Genomic DNA, 19,645 nt, shown 5'->3' with positions numbered 1-19,645 from the left:
GCACTTTGCCGCGTGTCGCCAGTTTTCCTGAGCCTAGCCGCCGTAAAGCATGACCAGCCACAACCGCGCGAGCACCGCGCCGACGCCCGCGGCAATGCCGAACATCAGCAAGCCCTGCAAGAGCCGGTTGGTCCGCTTCTGCTCCAGCAGGATGAGACGCATGATGTCGTCGTTGTGCCCGTGCTGCAGGGCGTCGTGGCGGGACGCCAGCATGTGATGGATAAGGCGCGGCAGCTGCGGCAGCGTCTTGCTCCATTGCGGTGCCTCAATCTTAAGCCGCTCGTACCAGCCGGAAAGGCCGATCTGCTCGTTCATCCAGCGTTCGAGGTAAGGCTTCGCTGTCTTCCACAGATCCAGTTCCGGATCCAGCGAGCGGCCAAGGCCTTCAACGTTCAGCATCGTCTTTTGCAGCAGCACCAGTTGCGGCTGAATCTCGACATTGAAACGGCGCGACGTCGAGAACAGGCGCAGCAACACCTGCCCCAGCGAAATATCCTTCAGCGCCCGGTCGAAGTAGGGTTCGCAGACCGCCCGGATTGCACTCTCCAGTTCTTCGACGCGCGTGGTCGCCGGCACCCAGCCGGACTCCAGGTGCAGGGTCGCGACACGGTGATAGTCGCGCTTGAAAAAGGCAAGGAAGTTCTGCGCCAGATAGTTTTTGTCGAAATCCGACAACGCACCGATGATGCCGAAATCCAGCGCGATATACCGTCCGAAATGCACCGGATCAAGACTCACCTGGATGTTGCCCGGGTGCATGTCGGCGTGAAAGAAGCCGTCGCGAAACACCTGCGTGAAGAAGATCTCGACACCTTCACGCGCCAGCTTTGGAATATCGACCCCCGCGGTCCGCAGCGTCTCGACCTGGCTGATCGGCACACCGACCATCCGCTCCATCACGAGCACGCTGGGCGTGCAGAACTCCCAGTACATCTCGGGCACGAGCAGCAGATCGAGGCCGACAAAGTTGCGGCGCAACTGGCTGCCGTTCGCGGCCTCGCGCATCAGGTCGAGTTCGTCGTGCAGATACTTGTCGAATTCGCCGACCACTTCGCGCGGCTTCAGACGCTTGCCGTCGGCCCACAAACGCTCTGCCCACATCGCAAGATCGCGCATCAGCGCGAGGTCCGAGTCGATCACCGGCAGCATGTTCGGCCGCAGCACCTTCACCGCGACGGCCTTACCGACGTGCTGCCCGGTTTTCACCTTCGCAAAATGCACCTGCGCAATCGACGCGCTCGCCACCGGGACCCGCTCGAAATCGTCGAACAGCACGCCGACCGGCGCACCGAGCGCCTTTTCGACAATCGCAATGGCGACGTCGGAATCGAACGGCGGCACCTGGTCCTGCAGCTTCGCGAGTTCGTTGGCGATATCGACGGGCAACAGATCGCGCCGCGTCGACAGCACCTGGCCGAACTTCACGAAAATCGGGCCCAGGCTTTCGAGCGCAAGACGCAACCGGACGCCAGGTGGCTGATCGAAGCGTCGTCCAATCGTGGTGATACGCAGCAACAGCCGCACGCGGCGATCGTTGATGCGGCTCAGCATCATCTCGTCGAGACCGAAGCGGATGACAGTAAAGAATATTTTTAGAAAGCGCAGAAAACGCATGGTCAAGCCCGGTGACTAGCGCGTGCCGCGCGACATGGCGGCGCCGCCCGACGCATCGGCGCCGCGGGCTTCAACCTTCTGTTCAAGACGTTCGACGCGTTTCTCGACGCGAGCGAGCGCATCGCGTGCACGCGCCAGTTCGGCGTTGAAATCTTCCAGCGCCGCACGCCGAACCAGTTGCGGATTTTCATCGAGCAGATACTCGGCGACCGAGTCGAGCAGATTGCGCCCCGTCCGCCGCGCGTGGTCGCCGGCTGAGCGCGCCAGCGCCGCGAGCCGCGAAGCCGGTGCATCGCCTACCAGCCGCGCGAGATCCTCTTCCGGCTCCCAGCGCAGATGCTCGGCAAGCCTGGCGATGACCGTAGCGAATTCGGCGTCGCCTTCGATCTTCACATGCTTCATGACCGCGGCCTGGCCGCCTTGCAGGAAGGCCGGCAACGCCTCGCCCGGCACCGAGACTGTGACGTCGAACTGCTGGGCCTCACGTTCCTCGATGGCGGCGAGACAGCCGTCGGGCTGGACCATGAGCATCAGGGTGACGGGAGGACAGGAGAGTCGTGCGGTTTTGCCAGCGTAGGGAGCGAGGCGCTCGCGTGCCCACGATTCGCGGGCGAGCAGATGGTTGACGGCGGCAGCGAAGGGCTTGGCGGCGAGGGTCATCGGAAGTGGAAAGAAAAACCCGCGCCGGCGATGTGCCTGCGCGGGTTCCTATTGTAACGTCCGTTCGCTGGATGACTGTCTATGCCGGACAGCCAGCGATCACGGTTCAGTGCTGTGCGACCTGCTGGATACCGGCGAGTAGCCAGCCTTCGCCGGTGCGTGTCGACTTCGACAGGTTCCAGATTTCCGCGAACGGCTCGGCCGCTGCACCGGCCGTTTCGCGGATCAGGCCCGAGAAACGCACGCTCGCCAGATATTCAGTGCCGCGGTCTTCGACGCCCAGCAGTTCGGCGTTCAGTTGCACGACGTCCGTCTGGTTCTCCTCTGCACCGCGCGAAGAGAGGTCCACCTTTACCTCGGCGAACATTTCCGGCGTGGTGAATTCGCGGATGTCCTCCATGTTGCCGACGTCCCAGGCGGCCTGCAGACGCACGAAGTAAACCTTCGCGTTGCGCACGAAGGCTTCCGCGTCGAAGTTCGCGGGCACGGCTGGCGCCGCGGCGATGTCCGGCGTGGTCAGCGGATTACCCTGCGGAGCGAGATACGGGCCCGACGGCGGCGCCGTGAAACTCGGCTCCTGAGAGTAGCCGGTGCCGCCCGCGTTGAGCGTCGGCGAACCGGCGCTGCCTGCGTACGCCGGCATGCCGGCGTTGCGCCTGCGCGCGACGAACTTGCGGATCAGCCAGATCACCACCATGGCAATCAGCGCAATCACGATGAAGTTGGCCATCGCGCCGGCGAACGCTTCGCCAAGGCCGAAATGCGAAAGCAACGCCGCAATACCGAGACCGGCAGCGAGGCCCGCGATCGGTCCGAGCCAGCGCGAACGCGCGGGAGCAGGCGTGGGCGCGGCGGCCGGCGTCGGCTTCGGCTGCGCAGGCTGCGCGGATTGCTGGGTGGGTTGTGCGGGTTGGGCAGGCGGCGTCGTTTGACGTTGCGCCGTAGTTGACTGCCGACCAAAGCTTCGGCCACCGCCCATGCGGCGCGCTTCCGCATCAAGAGAAGCGAGCGTGCCCGCCATGATCAGGCCGACCATGGCTAACAGTCCGATTCTCCTTGCCCATGACCTCGAATTCTTACGGGAAGATAACAAACTTGAATCGGACATTTTGCACTTTCCTTTAAAAACAATAATTTAGGACGCTAGTATTTCGTCCCCACATGTAAAGCTACCACACCAGCTGACAAATTGTAATATTTGACGCCATCGAGGCCAGCTTTTTCCATCATCGTTTTTAAAGTTTCCTGGTCCGGGTGCATGCGGATCGATTCGGCCAGATAGCGGTAGCTTTCGGCGTCCTTCGCAAAGTGGTCACCAAGCCATGGCAGCACCTTGAATGAATATACGTCGTAAGCCTTCTTAAGTGGGTCCCACACTTTCGAGAACTCGAGCACCAGGAGCCGCCCGGCGGGCTTCAGCACACGGCGCATTTCCGCCAGCGCGATGTCCTTGTGCGTCATGTTGCGCAGGCCGAAGGCGACGGTCACCACATCGAAGTAGTTGTCCGGGAACGGGATCTTTTCGGCGTCGCACAGGAGTGCGGGCGTGATGATGCCCTTGTCGATCAGACGATCGCGGCCCACACGCAGCATGGATTCGTTGATGTCGGTATGCCAGACCTCGCCCGTCGGGCCGGCTTGCTTCGCGAAGGCTTTCGACAGGTCGCCCGTGCCGCCTGCGATGTCGAGCACCTTGAAGCCCGGACGCACATTCGCCTGGGCGATCGTGAAAATCTTCCACGCCCGGTGCAACCCGCCCGACATCAGATCGTTCATCAGGTCGTAGTTGGTGGCGACAGAGTGGAACACACCCGCCACCTTCTTCGCTTTTTCCTGTTCGTCGACTGTCTGAAAGCCGAAGTGGGTTTTGCTCATCGCGCTCGTCCTTTCGCGTATTCTTTGTTGCGCCGCAATGTCGCGGCAGTCAGGGCCGCATCGTACCAGTGGAATGCAGATTCAGTGGCAATGTCCGTGCCCGTCGCGGTGCGCCGCGCCGGAGGCAGACATCGGCGCGTCGCGATCGACGCCTGCCGCCTTAAGTTTGTCGAGATACTCGCGCCAGAGTTCATCCTGATGGATGGCGATGTCGTACAGCAGATCCCAGGAGTAAAGGCCGGTCGAATGGCCATCAGAGAAGGTCGGCTGCAGCGCGTAGTTACCCACGCCTTCCAGCGACACGATCGTCACGTCCCGCTTGCCGGTCTGCAGCGTTTCCTGACCTGGACCGTGCCCGCGCACTTCGGCAGATGGCGAATAGACGCGCAGCAATTCGAACGGCACGCGGTAGCTGTTGCCGTCGGCATATTGAAGTTCGAGCACGCGCGACAGCGCGTGGACGACCACGCCGGTCGGGACCGGCGTCTCGGGAGTAAGTCCGCTCATGATGACCTCAGGCCAAAGCCTGTTCTATTTCGTTGCGCACCGCTTCGCGCAGTAGCGTTGCCTGCGCGCGGCGCGAAGACAGCAGCACCTCGGACACCGTGCGTTGACGGGGTGCCCAGATCGGCAGCGGGAAATGGGCGTCGTTGGAAAAACGCGGAATCACGTGCCAATGCACGTGCGGCACCTGGTTGCCAAGACTCGCGAGATTCACCTTGACCGGTTGCATCACGCGCCGCATCGCTCGCTCTACTGCGTAGACGACCCGCATCACGCGGTCGCGCTCGCCCGCGGCGAGATCCGAAAACTCGGCGACGTGCGCGTTCCAGATCACCCGGCAAAAGCCCGGGTAATCGTGTTCGTCGGCGAGGACGACACGCAGTGTGTCATCCTGCCAGAGCACATCACCGCCATCCTCACGGCAAAATACACAACCCATCATCATCCCCGAATGGATACGTCGGCCGTGCCATTAAACCAGCACGCGCTCGATTCCGCCATTGTTCGCACGCTGGACGTAATCGGCCATCCAGTCCTCGCCCAGCACATGACGCGCCATTTCGACGACGATGTAATCGGCTTCGGTGCCCGCGTCTTCGTTGTAGCGCGACAGGCCTTGCAGGCAGGATGGGCAGCTCGTCAGGATCTTGACGACCGGTGCGCCGTTCGCACCGCCCGCGCCATTGGGCCGGGAACCATCGCCCGCCTTCATCGCCAGGCCATCGGGCGCACCAGCGGCACCCGCAGACGCATTCGCCGGATTGATGGCATTCGCGCGGGCCTCTGCAACGAGCGGGATACCGCGCAGCTTCGCTGCGCCCTTACGTATCTCCTCTTCCTTGCGGAAGCGGACCTGAGTCGAGATGTCCGGACGCGTCACCGCAAGCGTGCCCGATTCGCCACAGCAGCGATCATTCTTCTCGATCCGGTAGCCGTCGTGCTCCGCGCCCATCAGCTCGTTGACGAGCTTCACCGGGTCCATCGTCTTGATCGGCGTGTGGCAGGGGTCGTGATACATGTAGCGCGTCCCACTCACGCCTTCCAGCTTCATGCCCTTCTCAAGCAGAAATTCGTGGATATCGATGATCCGGCAGCCCGGGAAAATCTTTTCGAATTCGTAGCCGGCGAGCTGGTCGTAACACGTGCCGCACGACACCACGACCGTCTTGATGTCGAGGTAATTCAGCGTGTTCGCCACGCGATGGAACAGCACGCGGTTATCCGTAACGATCTTCTCGGCCTTGTCGAATTGCCCCGAACCGCGCTGCGGATAACCACAGCACAGATAGCCCGGCGGCAGCACGGTTTGCACGCCTGCCTCCCAGAGCATTGCCTGTGTCGCGAGACCGACCTGCGAGAAGAGACGCTCCGAGCCGCAGCCCGGGAAGTAGAACACCGCTTCCGAATCGGACGTGGTCGTCTTCGGGTTGCGGATGATCGGCACGATCTTGTTGTCTTCGATGTCGAGCAGTGCGCGCGCCGTCTTCTTCGGCAGATTGCCCGGCATCTTCTTGTTCATGAAGTGGATCACCTGCTCGACAACCGGCGGCTTGCCGGTGGTCGCGGGTGGGTGGGCCGTCTGCTTCTTCGCGAACTTCTTCAGCACGTCATTGCCGAGGCGTTGCACCTTGTAGCCCACGCCCATCATCGCGGTGCGCGCAAGGTTGATGGTCTGCGGATTGGTCGCATTGAGGAAGAACATGCCGGCCGCGTTGCCCGGATTGAACTTCTTCTTGCCCATTTTGCGCAGCAGGTTGCGCATGTTCATCGTGACATCGCCGAAGTCGATCTTCACCGGACACGGCGTCACGCACTTGTGACAGACCGTGCAGTGGTCGGCGACATCGTTGAATTCGTCCCAGTGCTTGATCGATACACCGCGGCGCGTCTGTTCTTCGTACAGAAACGCCTCGACCAGCAGCGACGTGGCGAGAATCTTGTTGCGCGGGCTGTACAGCAGGTTCGCGCGCGGCACGTGGGTGGCGCACACCGGCTTGCACTTGCCGCAGCGCAGACAGTCTTTCACCGAATCGGCGATAGCGCCGATATCGGACTGCTGCATGATGAGCGATTCGTAACCCATCAGCCCAAAGCTCGGCGTGTACGCATTGCGCAGATCGGCGCCCGCGAGCAGCTTGCCTGCATTGAAGCGCCCTTGCGGGTCGACGCGCTGCTTGTACGCACGGAATTCAGCGATTTCTTCCTCGGTCAGGAACTCGAGCTTCGTGATGCCGATGCCGTGCTCGCCGGAAATCACCCCGTCGAGCGAGCGCGCGAGCTTCATGATGCGCGCGACCGCCGTGTGAGCGTCCTGCAGCATCTCGTAGTTGTCGGAGTTGACGGGGATGTTCGTGTGAACATTGCCGTCGCCCGCGTGCATGTGCAACGCGACGAACACGCGGCCACGCAGCACCTGCTTGTGGATCGCCTGCGCCTCGTCGAGGATCAGCTTGAATTCGCCGCCGTTGAAGATCAGCCGAAGCTCGGCGCGAATCTCCTGCTTCCACGACACCCGCACCGTACGGTCCTGCGTCACGTGGAAAACCGTTGCTTCCGGCTGCGCATCGACGCGGTCCGCGAATTTCTCCGCGAGCGCCTCGTAGCCGAGCTGGACCAGATAATGCTGCGCCTCGCGCAGCGACAGATCCAGCTTGTCGCGCAGGAATTCCCAGCGCGCGCGCACGTTTTTCAGCAGATCGAGCGCCTGCTGCACGCGATCTTCGAGGAGCTCCGCGCTCGGGATTTCATTTGCGTCGTCGCTCTTGCCGAGCGGCAGCTTGCCGCCCTTGAAGAACGCTTCGAGCGCGTCGATCAACTGCAGCTTGTTCTTGATCGACAGCTCGATGTTGATGCGCTCGATGCCATCCGTGTATTCGCCCATCCGGTTGAGCGGAATCACGACGTCTTCGTTGATCTTGAACGCGTTAGTGTGCTTCGCGATCGCAGCGGTGCGGCTGCGGTCGAGCCAGAAGCGCTTGCGCGCCTCGGCGCTGACGGCAACGAAGCCTTCGCCGCTCTTGCCGTTGGCCATGCGCACGACTTCGGACGTCGCGTGCGCAACCGCATCCGCATCGTTACCGACGATGTCGCCGATCAGCACCATCTTCGGAAACGCATTGCGCTTCGACTTGGTCGCGTAGCCGACCGCGCGCAGATAGCGCTCGTCGAGGTGTTCGAGGCCCGCGAGAATCGCGCCGCCCTGCTTCGACGTTTCGAACAGGTAGTCCTTGATTTCGACGATGCTCGGAATCGCATCGCGCGCCTGGCCGAAAAATTCGAGGCAAACGGTACGCGTGTGAGCCGGCATTTTGTGCAGCACCCAGCGCGCGGACGTGATGAGGCCGTCGCAGCCTTCCTTCTGGATACCGGGCAGGCCGGCCAGGAATTTATCCGTGACGTCCTTGCCGAGACCTTCCTTGCGGAAGCGCTTGCCCTCGATGTCGAGCCATTCCGTGCGCAGGAGCTTTTCGCCCGGCGCGTACTCGCCGTCAAACCACTTCAGTTCGAAGCGCGCGACCGGAATATCGTGAATCTTGCCCATGTTGTGGTCGAGGCGCGTGACTTCGAGCCAGTTCCCTTCCGGGTCGACCATGCGCCACCAGGCGAGGTTATCGAGCGCGGTGCCCCACAGCACAGCCTTCTTGCCGCCTGCATTCATCGCGACGTTACCGCCGATGCAGGATGCGTCGAGCGAAGTCGGGTCGACCGCGAACACATAGCCGGCCTGTTCGGCCGCTTCCGTGACGCGCCGCGTAACAACGCCCGCGCCTGAGAAAATCGTCGCCACCTTGCGCGGGACGCCCGGCAGTTCCGTGAGTTCGACCGCGCCGAGCTGTTCGAGCTTTTCGGTGTTGATGACGGCCGCGAACGGCGTGAGCGGCACAGCACCCCCCGTATAGCCCGTGCCGCCGCCGCGCGGAATCACCGTCAGTCCGAGTTCGAAGCAGGCCTTGATCAGGCCGGCGATCTCAGCCTCGGTATCCGGTGTCAGCACGACGAACGGGTACTCGACACGCCAGTCGGTCGCATCCGTGACATGCGAGACACGCGACAGCCCATCGAAACGGATGTTGTCCTTTTGTGTCCGGCGGCCCAGCACCTTCGTCGCGCGGCGGCGCAGGTCGGCGGTCTTGTCGAACTCGCTGGCGAAATCCGCAACCGCGCGGCGCGCCGCGGCGACCAGCGTCTCGACTCTCGCCGCCCGATCCACGCCGGCTTCGTCGCCATGCTCGACGAGATCGGCGCGGCGGCGCTTCTCGATCTCCGCCAGACGGTGGTTGAGTGCCTCGATCAGCAGCGCGCGGCGCTTCGGATTGTCGAGCAGGTCGTCCTGCAGGTACGGATTGCGGCGCACGACCCAGATATCGCCGAGCACTTCGTAAAGCATCCGTGCCGAGCGGCCGGTGCGGCGCTCGGCGCGCAGTTCGGCCAGCGCGGCCCACGCTTCGTCGCCGAGCAGGCGGATGACGATTTCGCGATCGGAAAACGACGTGTAGTTATAGGGAATTTCGCGCAGGCGCGGTTCGAGATCGAGGGACACCGCGGCGGCGGCGCCGTGCGGATCGAAGACTTGAGGTGCGTTCATGTTTGGACGACTCGGTGGGTCAGCGAAGCGCGCTCAAAGGTGAGGCGCCTGCCGACGGTGCGCGTGGGGCGCAATTCTGGAAATTTTGTTGGTGAGCGAAGCACGAACGACGGGCGACACACATCGGCTGCCTCGCGGCGCTCAGCAGCTACACGATCGTGCATGCCGGACGTGCCGCTGCGCCGCGGGACGGGACTCACGCGGTGCGGGCATCAAATGGTCGATCCGGGGCTGCCAGTGCATCTTCCGATCCTTGTTCCAAAATGGGATTCTAACGCATGATCCGGGTGCGCGCCGGAGGTCGGATCGCGCTGCAACCGCCCTCCCGACGGATAAAGCACTGGTACGGACCATCCATTTCGTAGACGCGAAAGCCAACCGGACGGTCGGCCAAACGAACAGGCAAAAGCCGGGCAAAGGCGCTGCAAAGGTATGGCTGCGGCCAGAGCGGAGGCGGTTGGCGCTATCATTAACCTTTTCCGTCCCGCAAAGCGCTTCGTGCGCCTCCCGCATGGCCTCCCACGACTACCTCAAGAAAACCCTGACCGCCCGCGTCTATGACGTGGCTCGCGAGACGGAGCTCGAACATGCTCCGAATCTGTCGGCGCGGCTACGCAATCCGGTGTACCTGAAGCGCGAGGACAATCAGCCGGTTTTCTCGTTCAAGCTGCGCGGCGCCTACAACAAGATGGTGAATCTGCCGGCCGACGCGCTGCAGCGCGGCGTGATCACCGCGTCGGCGGGCAACCATGCGCAGGGTGTGGCGCTGTCGGCGGCACGGCTTGGCGTGAAGGCGATCATCGTGGTGCCGGTGACGACGCCGCAGGTGAAGGTCGACGCGGTGCGCGCCCACGGCGGCCCGACGGTCGAAGTCGTGCAGGCCGGCGAATCGTATAGCGACGCCTACGCGCATGCCGTGAAGCTTCAGGAGGAGCGCGGCCTCGCCTTCGTCCACCCGTTCGACGATCCGTACGTGATCGCCGGCCAGGGCACCGTGGCGATGGAAATCCTGAGCCAGCATCAGGGCCCGATCCACGCGATCTTCGTGCCGATCGGCGGCGGCGGCTTCGCGGCGGGCGTGGCCGCTTACGTCAAGGCGGTGCGGCCCGAGATCAGGGTGATCGGCGTGCAGACCGAGGATTCCTGCGCGATGGCGCAGTCGCTGAAAGCCGGGGAGCGCATCGCGCTGACCGAGGTGGGCCTCTTTTCGGACGGCACCGCGGTGAAGCTGGTCGGCGAGGAAACCTTCCGCCTGTGCCGCGCGTATCTCGACGAAGTGCTGCTGGTGAATACCGACGCCCTGTGCGCCGCGATCAAGGACGTCTTCCAGGACACCCGCAGCGTGCTCGAACCGGCGGGCGCGCTGGCGGTGGCGGGCGCCAAGCAGTACACGGAACGCGAAGGGATCGAAAACCAGACGCTGATCGCGGTCACCTCGGGCGCGAACATGAATTTCGACCGGATGCGCTTTGTCGCCGAGCGTGCCGAAGTGGGCGAGGCCCGCGAAGCGGTGTTCGCCGTGACGATCCCCGAAGAGCGCGGCAGCTTCAGGCGCTTCTGCGATGTGGTCGGCACCCGCAGCGTCACCGAATTCAACTACCGGATCGCCGATGCGCGTTCGGCGCACATCTTTGTGGGCGTACAGATCCGCAATCGCGGCGAATCGGCGGAGATCGCGAAGGCGTTCGAGGCGCACGGCTTCGCCACTGTCGACCTGACGAACGACGAACTGTCGAAGCAGCACATCCGCTACATGGTGGGGGGCCGTTCGCCGCTCGCGCACGACGAGCGGCTGTTCCGCTTCGAATTCCCGGAGCGGCCGGGCGCGCTGATGAAGTTCCTGTCGTCGATGGCGCCGGACTGGAATATCAGCCTGTTCCACTACCGCAACCAGGGCGCGGACTACAGCTCGATCCTGGTCGGCATTCAGGTGCCCGGCACGGAAGACGGCGAATTCGCCCGCTTTCTCACGACGCTCGGCTATCCGTACTGGGAAGAAAGCGCGAATCCGGTCTACCGGCTGTTCCTCGCCTGACGCGTCCGGACTGAACCTATGGCTTTTTCGCTTGAAGACAAGCTGGTCGTGGCGATCTCATCGCGCGCGCTGTTCGACTTCGAGGAAGAAAACCGCGTGTATGAAACAGGCGACCTGCAGGCGTACGAAGCCTTGCAGCGCGAGCGCCTGAATGTGCCGGCGCGCCCGGGCGTCGCGTTTGCGCTGATCCGCAAGCTGCTCGCGCTGAACGCGGGCGCGCATCGCGTGGAAGTCGTGATCCTGTCGCGCAGCGATCCGATCAGTGGGTTGCGCGCGTTCAGTTCCTGCCGCGAGCATGGCCTCGCAATCGAGCGCGGCGTGTTCACTCGGGGACGTGCGCCGTTCAGCTACCTGAAGCCGCTGAACGCGGCGCTGTTTTTGTCCGCCAACCAGGAAGACGTGCGCGACGCATTGGCGGCCGGGTTTCCCGCCGCGCGCGTGTTGCCGGAATCGGCGAAAATGGCGAGCAAGTATCCGGACGAAATCCGCATTGCCTTCGACGGCGACGCCGTGCTGTTTTCCGACGAAGCCGAACGCATTTTTCAGCAGGAAGGCCTGGGTGCATTCGTCGGTCACGAGACCGACAACAAGCATCTGCCGCTTGCCGACGGTCCGTTAAAGCCGCTGCTCGAAGCGCTGCACCGTCTGCAGAAGCTCGCGGACGAAGCCGCCCCGATGCACATCCGGACCGCGCTGGTCACCGCGCGATCGGCACCGGCGCACGAGCGGGCGATCAGGACACTGATGGCCTGGAACATCGAAATCGACGAAGCGATGTTCCTCGGCGGACTCGACAAGGGAGATTTCCTGCGCGAGTTCGAACCGGACTTTTTCTTCGACGACCAAATTCGCCACTGCGAATCGGCCCGTGTCGTTACGGCGACCGGGCACGTCGTAAGTGGCATCGTGAACGCATCATGACACCCGAACAATCGCCGCTTGGCAAACCCGCCGCTTACACCGAACAGTACGACGCGTCACTGCTCTTTCCGATCGCACGCAGCAATGCGCGCGAGGCGATCGGCATCGGAGCGCGGCTGCCGTTTTTTGGCACTGACATCTGGAATGCTTACGAGCTTTCGTGGCTGAACGCGCGGGGCAAGCCGCAGATTGCCGTGGCGACTTTTTTTGTGCCTGCGGATTCACCGAATATCGTCGAGTCCAAGTCGTTCAAGCTTTATCTTGGGTCGTTCGCGCAGACTCCGTTTGAATCGATCGATGTCGTGCGGGAGACCATCAAGCGCGACGTTTCCGCTGCGAGCGGGGCGAGTGTTTCCGTGCATCTCGCACCGCCGGCCGAGTTTGGCAAGTTGGCGCTCGAGGAGTTTGACGGGTTGTCACTGGACCGGCTCGATCTCGATACGGATGTTTATCACCCTGATCCTTCTCTTTTGACCGCGGCGTTCGATGAGGCTCCGGTTGAAGAGACCCTGTTCTCCAATCTCCTCAAGTCGAATTGCCCGGTGACCGGGCAGCCCGATTGGGGCAGCGTGCAGATTCATTACGTCGGGCCGCAGATCGATCAGGCAGGACTGCTGCGGTACATTATTTCCTATCGGAATCACACCGGGTTTCATGAGCAGTGTGTGGAGAGGATTTTTGTCGATGTCTTGAAGGCATGTCAGCCTGTGAAGCTCGCGGTTTATGCGCGGTATACGCGCCGCGGGGGGCTTGATATCAATCCGTTTCGGACTAACTTTAATTTGCCTATGCCGGATAATTTGCGCACTGCGCGGCAATAAGGTTCTGGTTTTTTGCCGTCCCTTGATTTGCACCAAATGCAAATCAAGGGACGGCAACGCAAAAAACAAAAAATCAAGCTTTGCCAGCCGGCACCTTATACGCCACGCAATCAACCTCAACCTTGCAATCAATCACCATACTGGAAACAACACAAGCCCGCGCAGGCGGATTCTCCCCAAAGTACTCCCGAAAAACCTTATTGAAGGAAGCAAAATCGCGAGGATCATCGAGCCAGACACCGCATCGAACGACGTGCTCAGCCCCATACCCTGCTTCCTTGAGGATAGCGAACACATTCTGAATCGCCTTGTGCGATTGCTCAACAATGCCACCGTTAATCACTTCGCCGTTTTCCATCGGCGTCTGACCAGACACGAACAGCCAGCCATCCGCTTCGACGGCACGTGCAAAAGGCATATGCTGCCCGCCAGTACCCTTACCACCTTCTACGCCATATCGCTTCATCAGTTCACTCCTCGAAATTCAACCCAGACCGTCAACGCACGACAGTCAACAAAAACAAAAGCAGAAAAATCAGAACGCTCCGTGCGCGTCGCCTCGCGATGCTGCCCCGCGCGCAACGAAATGCCCGGCGCGCTCGCCAGTCGGCTGCCCGTCACGGTACGACAGCACGCCATTCACCCACACCGCATCGATACCTTCCGCCGCTTGCTGGGGCTTCTCGAAGGTCGCTGCGTCGCGCACCCGCGCCGGATCGAACAGCACCAGATCGGCGTGATAACCCACATGCACTTCGCCGCGCTGTGTTAGCCCGAAGCGCCGCGCTGACAACCCCGTCATCTTGCGCACGGCCTCTTCCAGCGGAATCAGGCCCGCATCGCGTGCATAGTGCCCAAGCACGCGCGGAAACGCACCCCACAAGCGCGGATGCGGCAACGGATCGTTCGGCAGGCCATCCGAGCCGACCATCGTCGCCGGGTGCGACAGGATGCGCCGCACGTCGTCCTCCGACATGTTGTGATACACCGCGCCCGCCGGTTGCAACCGCTTGCCCGCCTCCTGCTGCGTTACGCCCCACTCTGCCGCGATGTCCTTCACCAGCATGCCCGCCATCTCCGGATGCGGCTCGGACCAGGTGATCGTGATGTCGATGTCGCCCGTCACCTGCTTCACGTCGAGTGTCGACGAACTGCGGTTGTACGGATAGCAATCGCAGCCGATCGGCTGCAAACGACGCGCACCCTCAAGCGAATCCAGCACCTCGGCGCTGCGCCCCCAGTTCGACGGCCCCGCGCATTTCAGATGCGAGATGATCACCGGCACGCGAGCATGCCGGCCAACGCGATAAGCCTCGTCCATCGCATCGAGAATCGCGTCGAACTCGGTACGCATGTGCGTCGTGTATAGCGCACCGGCCAAAGCCAGCGGTTCCGCCAGCGCCATCACTTCCTCTGTCGGCGACGCATACGCCGAGCCGTACGCAAGCCCGCTGCTCAGCCCAAGCGCGCCATTCGACAGCGCCTCTTCAAGCTGCACACGCATACCGTCGATTTCCGTCGACGTCGCAGCGCGGTCCAGCCGGTCCATGTGGTTGTTGCGCAGCGCCGTATGCCCGATCAGCGCGGCAACGTTCACCGCCGGCCGCGCCGCGTTCACCGCTTCCACATACGCCGCGAACGTCGGATACCTGAACGCGTCGCGCTCGCCAAGCAGGTTCATCGGATCGGGTGGATCGCCCTTGAGCGCCACCGGCGAAGCGCTGATCCCGCAATTGCCGACGATCACCGTCGTCACGCCCTGCGTGATCTTCGGCAGCATTTGCGGCGAGCGGATCACATGGGTGTCGTCGTGCGTGTGGACATCGATGAAACCCGGCGCAAGCGCGCGGCCGTTCGCCTCGATCACCTCTTCGGCCAGCCAGTTCGACAGGTTGCCGATCGCGACGATCTTGCCGTCGCGCACCGCGACGTCACGCTCGACCGGCGGCGCGCCCGTGCCATCGTAAAGCTGCGCGCCGACGATCAGCGTATCGGCGGCTTCGGGATGCGAATGCATGGATCAATCTCCTAGCGGTTGTCGTTCGCCGCCACCACGGTGGGTGTCGAGCGCGTGTTTCATGCGGCGCAGCAGTTCGCGGCTCTCGTCGCCCTGACTGACGGCAAGCTCGGTAACAAGCACATCGAGCGCCATCATCATCGCGTAACGCGACGACGACGGCTTGTAGATGAAATCGGTTTCGAAGGCGACGATCGGAATCACCCAGTCGGCCAGCTTCGCGAGCGGTGAAGCGGGTGCAGTCAGCGCAATCAGCGTCGCACCGTAGCCGCGCGCGATGCGGCAGTTCTCCACCATCTCCGGCACGCGTCCGGTGGTCGACAGCGCGAGCACCACGGAGTCGCGCGACACCGTGCTCGCCACCATGCGCTGCAGCAAACTATCCTGATAGCTCGCCACCGGACGGCCCAGACGCACGAGGCGAAAACGCATTTCATCCGCGAGCGCGGTGGAGCCGCCGCCCATGCCGAACACATAGATCATCCGCGCGTCGCGCAGCACGGCTGCGGCTCCGGCGACCGGTGCCTGGCAGAGCAGTTGATGGTTATGCGCGAGGGCCATCTGCAGTTCATCGAAAACGCGGGTGGCGAGCGGTTCGGGCGCATCCGCGGGCTTGCCGGGTTGCAGGAAGCGCTGCCCGACCGCTGCGGCCTGGGCAAGGCGCAACTTCAGTTCACGGACGTCACGGCAACCGACCGCCTTTGCAAAGCGCGTGACCGTCGCGATGCTGACGCCAGCCTGCTGGGCCAGCGCCCCGATGCTCGCGCGCGACGCGCCGGTCAGATCGTCGAGGATCAACGCCGCCACCTTCCGCTCCGCCGAACGCAACTCCGGCGCGCACTCGGCAATGCGGGCGACGATATCGAAAGTGAGCGGTTCGGCAGTGGAATTCATGAAGAACTGTGTGAACGGCAAACGGTGCCGTTATATCGCATGTTCCGTGGCAAAACCGGGAACGGCCGGGGAACGACCTGGAAGCCCCCCGATGACTACCGGGCTGGGATCCAGCTTGGTATTAAATAACATTTCTTGAAACATCCTACTTTCTGTAACATAGGAAAGTCAACTTCGATTCGATTTAACTGGACGATGGAGTGGAAGTACATGAAAGTTACAAACTATCAGGGCGCAACGATTGATCCTTATAGCAAGGGCTTGGGCATGGTTCCGGGCGCCAGTATCCAGCTAACGGACGCCGCACGCCTTGAGTGGAATCTGCTGAATGAAGACGTGAGCCTGCCGGCTGCCGTGCTGTATGCCGATCGCATCGAGCACAACCTGAAATGGATGCAGGCGTTCGTCGCGGAATACGGCGTCAAACTCGCGCCGCACGGCAAGACGACGATGGCGCCGCAACTGTTCCGCCGTCAGCTGGAAACGGGGGCCTGGGGCATCACCCTTGCCACCGCGCATCAGGTACGCGCGGCTTATCACGGCGGCGTCAAGCGCGTGCTGATGGCAAACCAGCTGGTCGGTCGGCGCAACATGCTGATGGTCGCCGAACTGCTGAGCGACCCGGAGTTCGAGTTCTTCTGCCTCGTGGATTCGGCGGAAGGCGTCGAGCAACTGGGCGAATTCTTCGGCTCGGTGCGCAAGGAGTTGCAGGTGCTGCTCGAACTCGGCGTGCCGGGCGGCCGCACCGGCGTGCGTGACAACGCGCAACGCAATGCGGTGCTCGAAGCAATCGCACGCTATCCCGAGGCGTTGAAGCTTGCCGGCGTCGAACTCTACGAAGGCGTGTTGAAAGAGGAAGGTGAAGTCCGCGAATTTCTGCGCGGCGCGGTCGACATCACGCGCACGCTCGCAAGCGAGGGCCGTTTCGCTCGCACGCCGGCGATCCTGTCTGGCGCGGGCTCGGCCTGGTACGACGTGGTCGCGGAAGAATTCGCGAAGGCGACGAAGGCAGGCGAGGTCGAAATCGTGCTGCGCCCCGGCTGCTATCTGACGCACGACGTCGGCATCTACAAGAAAGCGCAGACGGAGATCTTCGCCCGCAACCCCGTCGCAAAGAAAATGGGCGAAGGGTTACTGCCAGCACTGCAACTGTGGGCCTACGTGCAGTCGATTCCCGAGCCGGACCGCGCGATCATCGGTCTCGGCAAGCGCGATTCAGCCTTCGATGCCGGCATGCCGGAACCGGCCAGGCACTACCGCCCGGGCACCGAAGCACCGCGCGACATCGCTGCGAGCGAAGGCTGGGAAATCTTCGGCTTGATGGATCAGCACGCGTATCTGCGAATCCCCGCTGGGGCGGACCTGAAGGTCGGCGACATGATCGCGTTCGATATCTCGCATCCGTGCCTGACGTTCGACAAATGGCGTCAGCTGCTGGTGCTCGATCCGTCGTATCGCGTCACCGAAGTCATCGAGACATTCTTCTGACGCGGTTTCGGGCGCATCGCGCACCTGAACAAAACGCCGGGACTGCCCGGCGTTTTCTTCTAGCGTGTCACGCTTTCCAGCAGTTTGGCAGGCAGCGTGGCGGCCACTTCCCCGATGCGCGCTTCGAGCATCGTCAACGCGCTGGACAGGGCAGCGAGTGCGTCATCCGGCAGGCTCGCCATGGTCTCGTGCAGGAACGCGTTGCGGCGCGGCATACTCGCCTCGATTGCCGCGCGGCCTTCCTCGGTCAGCTTGACGTTAGTGATGCGGTTGTCGCGCTCGTCCATGCTGCGCGCAATCCATCCCATCCCTTCGAGCGTTTTCAGCTGCCGTGTCAGCGCGCCCGGGTCGACACGCAGACGCTCCACCAGCCTCTTTTGCGACATCTCCCCGCTTTGCCCGTACAGGGCCAGCAAAATGCGCCACCGTGGCATCGGATGGCCGACCTGCGCCTCGAACGCCGACATGAACGCCCGGTATGTGCGGCCGAATTGCTGAACGATGGCGACGCGGTCCTGTTCTTCCATGATGTGTCGATGATACGAAGGTCGAAAAGTCAGTCGGCGTGCACAACCGGCTCGATGCGGCGCTGCAGCTTGATGGGCGGTACACGACGGCTTTGCCAGACCGAGACGACCGCCACCACTGCTGCAAGCGCAAGGCCCATGTGAATCGACGCAACCAGCGCCTCGCGCGCCGCTTCGAGCAGCAGTGCGCCGTCGTGACCGGTGTGGGACAACTGGCTGACCAGCGTCGACTGGGCGTCGCGATTGATCAGGATCTGCGGGTCGCTCAGATCGACGAACCACTGCGTCGCACTCGCGCGCTCGAGCGCGCTGCGCACGCCGCTCGCGTACATATGGCCGATCAGCGTGCCGGTGAGCGCCGTCCCGATCATCCCGCCGATCATCCGCAGCGATTGCAACAGCGCGGTCGCGATGCCGAGATGTTCTCGGCCAGCGGTCTGCTGCGCGAAGATGGTCAGGTTCGGCATGACGAAACCGAGACCGAGACCACCGAGGATCATGAACGTCATCAGGAGCCCGCGCGGCATCGAGCGGGTCGCGATGACCACGCCGAGACAGGCCACCGCGAGCAGCGAAAAGCCGACGTACAGCATCAGATTCGGATTGCGCAGCCGCGACACGAGCCGGCCATTGGCGATGCTGCCGATCGTGATGAACACGACGAGCGGCGTAATGACGAGCCCCGCTTCTTTCGGCGCCATGCCGAAGCCGCCCTGAAACAACAGCGGCGCATAGAAGAGTAGCGAGAACATCGTGAAACCGCCGAGCACGGCCAGCGTGAACAGCGCGGCAAGGCTTTTGTTGCGGAACATGTCGACGGGAAGAATCGGCTGCGGGAAGCGTTTCTCCCAGTTCCACAGCGCCCAGGCCGACGCCACGCTGACACCCAGCAGGCCCAGCGCTAAAACACTCACGCCATGCTTCGGCAGCCTTTCGACGAACAGTTGCAGACAGCCGAGCGACACCGCGATCAGCAGGGCACCTGGCCAGTCGAGCTTCATCTTGCCTTCGTGTTCGACGTGCCGCAGATGCGGCAGGAAGCGCCACACGAAAAACAGCGACAGCAAGCCGACCGGCAGATTGACGTAGAACACCGAGCGCCAGCCGTAGTACTGCGTGAGAAAGCCGCCCAGCGACGGCCCCACGGCATTCGCGATGCCGAACGCGGAACTCATCAGTACCTGCCAGCGCAGACGAACCACGGAATCGGGAAACAGATCGGGAATGCACGCGAACGCGGTGCCCACCAGCATGCCGCCGCCGATCCCCTGCAGCCCGCGCGCGAGCACGAGAAACAGCATGTTGTTCGCCATGCCGCACAGCACGGAAGCAGCGGTGAACACAACGATCGACGCGATCACGAACGGCTTTCGACCGTAGTAGTCGCCGAGTCGGCCGAAGATTGGCACCGTGATTACCGAGGTGAGCAGATAGGACGTCGCGACCCAAGCGTAAAGCTCGAAGCCTTTGAGTTCGGAGACAATGGTCGGCAGCGCGGTGCCGACGACTGTTTGGTCAAGCGCGACCAGCATCGTCACAAAGGACACGCCGAGCATCGCCATCAGCGATTCCCGGAAAGGTAAGACTTGCCCACTCGAATGGTGAGCAGCGGTATGAACGGCCATTTTTGTAGGCGCAATGGTTGACGCGTCAACGAATAGGGAATCATACCACGCAGCAAGGCTCTAAACTGGCTCAGCCGGC

At 62.6% G+C, this 19,645-nt stretch carries 15 protein-coding genes and 1 pseudogene; 4 read left to right on the top strand and 12 right to left on the bottom strand.

Annotation, left to right across the window (positions count from 1 at the left end; translation table 11 throughout):
* Window positions 1–33: 33 nt before the first annotated feature.
* The 7 genes from ubiB to B0G77_RS08715 all read right to left on the bottom strand — a co-directional run bounded on the left by ubiB (window position 34) and on the right by B0G77_RS08715 (window position 9,238).
* The gene (ubiB, locus tag B0G77_RS08745) at window positions 34–1,614 is read right to left on the bottom strand and encodes a ubiquinone biosynthesis regulatory protein kinase UbiB (protein ID WP_133661779.1); all 1,581 of its coding nucleotides are present in this window, start codon (window positions 1,612–1,614) and stop codon (window positions 34–36) included.
* A 15-nt stretch (window positions 1,615–1,629) separates the two neighbouring features.
* Window positions 1,630–2,274 carry an SCP2 sterol-binding domain-containing protein gene (locus tag B0G77_RS08740; protein ID WP_133661778.1) on the bottom strand — a complete coding sequence of 215 codons (645 nt, stop codon included), beginning with the start codon at window positions 2,272–2,274 and terminating at the stop codon, window positions 1,630–1,632.
* Between the two features lie 106 nt (window positions 2,275–2,380).
* Window positions 2,381–3,382: a TIM44-like domain-containing protein gene (locus B0G77_RS08735; protein ID WP_133661777.1), complete on the bottom strand. Its 1,002-nt coding sequence runs from the start codon at window positions 3,380–3,382 to the stop codon at window positions 2,381–2,383.
* Between the two features lie 35 nt (window positions 3,383–3,417).
* Window positions 3,418–4,149: a bifunctional demethylmenaquinone methyltransferase/2-methoxy-6-polyprenyl-1,4-benzoquinol methylase UbiE gene (gene ubiE / locus B0G77_RS08730; RefSeq protein WP_133661776.1), complete on the bottom strand. Its 732-nt coding sequence runs from the start codon at window positions 4,147–4,149 to the stop codon at window positions 3,418–3,420.
* 81 nt (window positions 4,150–4,230) lie between these two features.
* Window positions 4,231–4,656, bottom strand: coding sequence for a DUF971 domain-containing protein (locus tag B0G77_RS08725; RefSeq protein WP_133661775.1), 426 nt, complete (start codon window positions 4,654–4,656; stop codon window positions 4,231–4,233).
* A gap of 7 nt (window positions 4,657–4,663) precedes the next feature.
* Window positions 4,664–5,092: an HIT family protein gene (locus tag B0G77_RS08720; RefSeq protein ID WP_133661774.1), complete on the bottom strand. Its 429-nt coding sequence runs from the start codon at window positions 5,090–5,092 to the stop codon at window positions 4,664–4,666.
* A gap of 33 nt (window positions 5,093–5,125) precedes the next feature.
* Window positions 5,126–9,238 (bottom strand): FAD/FMN-binding oxidoreductase, encoded by a 4,113-nt coding sequence (locus tag B0G77_RS08715; RefSeq protein WP_133661773.1) that lies wholly within the window; start codon window positions 9,236–9,238, stop codon window positions 5,126–5,128.
* Between the two features lie 511 nt (window positions 9,239–9,749).
* On the opposite strand from B0G77_RS08715, the gene ilvA reads away from it, so the two are divergent.
* The 3 genes from ilvA to queF are packed head-to-tail and all read left to right on the top strand — an operon-like array spanning window position 9,750 to window position 13,015.
* Window positions 9,750–11,273: a threonine ammonia-lyase, biosynthetic gene (gene ilvA / locus B0G77_RS08710; protein WP_243750958.1), complete on the top strand. Its 1,524-nt coding sequence runs from the start codon at window positions 9,750–9,752 to the stop codon at window positions 11,271–11,273.
* A gap of 18 nt (window positions 11,274–11,291) precedes the next feature.
* The gene (locus B0G77_RS08705) at window positions 11,292–12,194 is read left to right on the top strand and encodes a 5'-nucleotidase (RefSeq protein WP_133661771.1); all 903 of its coding nucleotides are present in this window, start codon (window positions 11,292–11,294) and stop codon (window positions 12,192–12,194) included.
* Entirely contained in the window at window positions 12,191–13,015 is an 825-nt protein-coding gene (gene queF, locus B0G77_RS08700; protein WP_133661770.1) for an NADPH-dependent 7-cyano-7-deazaguanine reductase QueF, read from the top strand. The genes B0G77_RS08705 and queF overlap by 4 nt, the downstream gene beginning before the upstream one ends.
* A gap of 73 nt (window positions 13,016–13,088) precedes the next feature.
* On the opposite strand, the gene B0G77_RS08695 is transcribed toward queF, so the two are convergent.
* The 3 genes from B0G77_RS08695 to B0G77_RS08685 all read right to left on the bottom strand — a co-directional run bounded on the left by B0G77_RS08695 (window position 13,089) and on the right by B0G77_RS08685 (window position 15,926).
* Window positions 13,089–13,481 (bottom strand): RidA family protein, encoded by a 393-nt coding sequence (locus B0G77_RS08695; RefSeq protein ID WP_133661769.1) that lies wholly within the window; start codon window positions 13,479–13,481, stop codon window positions 13,089–13,091.
* Window positions 13,482–13,550: 69 nt separating this feature from the next.
* Window positions 13,551–15,032 (bottom strand): D-aminoacylase, encoded by a 1,482-nt coding sequence (locus tag B0G77_RS08690; RefSeq protein WP_133661768.1) that lies wholly within the window; start codon window positions 15,030–15,032, stop codon window positions 13,551–13,553.
* Window positions 15,033–15,035: 3 nt separating this feature from the next.
* On the bottom strand, window positions 15,036–15,926 hold the full coding sequence (locus tag B0G77_RS08685) for a MurR/RpiR family transcriptional regulator (protein WP_133661767.1): 891 nt from the start codon (window positions 15,924–15,926) through the stop codon (window positions 15,036–15,038).
* Between the two features lie 210 nt (window positions 15,927–16,136).
* Here B0G77_RS08685 and B0G77_RS08680 point away from each other — a divergent pair, with 210 nt between their 5' ends.
* Complete coding sequence (locus B0G77_RS08680; RefSeq protein ID WP_133661766.1) at window positions 16,137–17,414, top strand: amino acid deaminase; 1,278 nt, start codon at window positions 16,137–16,139, stop codon at window positions 17,412–17,414.
* A 59-nt stretch (window positions 17,415–17,473) separates the two neighbouring features.
* Here the strand turns inward: B0G77_RS08680 and B0G77_RS08675 are convergent, their stop codons facing one another.
* The gene (locus tag B0G77_RS08675) at window positions 17,474–17,941 is read right to left on the bottom strand and encodes a MarR family transcriptional regulator (RefSeq protein ID WP_133661765.1); all 468 of its coding nucleotides are present in this window, start codon (window positions 17,939–17,941) and stop codon (window positions 17,474–17,476) included.
* Window positions 17,942–17,970: 29 nt separating this feature from the next.
* Window positions 17,971–19,602 (bottom strand): annotated as a pseudogene (locus B0G77_RS08670) (MDR family MFS transporter); the annotation flags it as partial.
* Between the last annotated feature and the right edge of the window lie 43 nt (window positions 19,603–19,645).

The organism is Paraburkholderia sp. BL10I2N1, from assembly GCF_004361815.1.
Classification (GTDB): Bacteria; Pseudomonadota; Gammaproteobacteria; order Burkholderiales; family Burkholderiaceae; genus Paraburkholderia.
This window is presented reverse-complemented; position numbering and strand designations above follow the sequence as displayed.

What these genes read in the sequence shown, in the direction of transcription:
- ubiE (WP_133661776.1), bottom strand. Translation starts at nt 4,149, where the DNA reads ATGAGCAAAACCCACTTCGGCTTTCAGACAGTCGACGAACAGGAAAAA.
- B0G77_RS08705 (WP_133661771.1), top strand. Translation starts at nt 11,292, where the DNA reads ATGGCTTTTTCGCTTGAAGACAAGCTGGTCGTGGCGATCTCATCGCGC.
- ilvA (WP_243750958.1), top strand. Translation starts at nt 9,750, where the DNA reads ATGGCCTCCCACGACTACCTCAAGAAAACCCTGACCGCCCGCGTCTAT.
- B0G77_RS08695 (WP_133661769.1), bottom strand. Translation starts at nt 13,481, where the DNA reads ATGAAGCGATATGGCGTAGAAGGTGGTAAGGGTACTGGCGGGCAGCAT.
- ubiB (WP_133661779.1), bottom strand. Translation starts at nt 1,614, where the DNA reads ATGCGTTTTCTGCGCTTTCTAAAAATATTCTTTACTGTCATCCGCTTC.
- B0G77_RS08725 (WP_133661775.1), bottom strand. Translation starts at nt 4,656, where the DNA reads ATGAGCGGACTTACTCCCGAGACGCCGGTCCCGACCGGCGTGGTCGTC.
- B0G77_RS08680 (WP_133661766.1), top strand. Translation starts at nt 16,137, where the DNA reads ATGAAAGTTACAAACTATCAGGGCGCAACGATTGATCCTTATAGCAAG.
- B0G77_RS08715 (WP_133661773.1), bottom strand. Translation starts at nt 9,238, where the DNA reads ATGAACGCACCTCAAGTCTTCGATCCGCACGGCGCCGCCGCCGCGGTG.
- B0G77_RS08675 (WP_133661765.1), bottom strand. Translation starts at nt 17,941, where the DNA reads ATGGAAGAACAGGACCGCGTCGCCATCGTTCAGCAATTCGGCCGCACA.
- B0G77_RS08740 (WP_133661778.1), bottom strand. Translation starts at nt 2,274, where the DNA reads ATGACCCTCGCCGCCAAGCCCTTCGCTGCCGCCGTCAACCATCTGCTC.
- B0G77_RS08685 (WP_133661767.1), bottom strand. Translation starts at nt 15,926, where the DNA reads ATGAATTCCACTGCCGAACCGCTCACTTTCGATATCGTCGCCCGCATT.
- B0G77_RS08690 (WP_133661768.1), bottom strand. Translation starts at nt 15,032, where the DNA reads ATGCATTCGCATCCCGAAGCCGCCGATACGCTGATCGTCGGCGCGCAG.
- B0G77_RS08735 (WP_133661777.1), bottom strand. Translation starts at nt 3,382, where the DNA reads ATGTCCGATTCAAGTTTGTTATCTTCCCGTAAGAATTCGAGGTCATGG.
- queF (WP_133661770.1), top strand. Translation starts at nt 12,191, where the DNA reads ATGACACCCGAACAATCGCCGCTTGGCAAACCCGCCGCTTACACCGAA.
- B0G77_RS08720 (WP_133661774.1), bottom strand. Translation starts at nt 5,092, where the DNA reads ATGGGTTGTGTATTTTGCCGTGAGGATGGCGGTGATGTGCTCTGGCAG.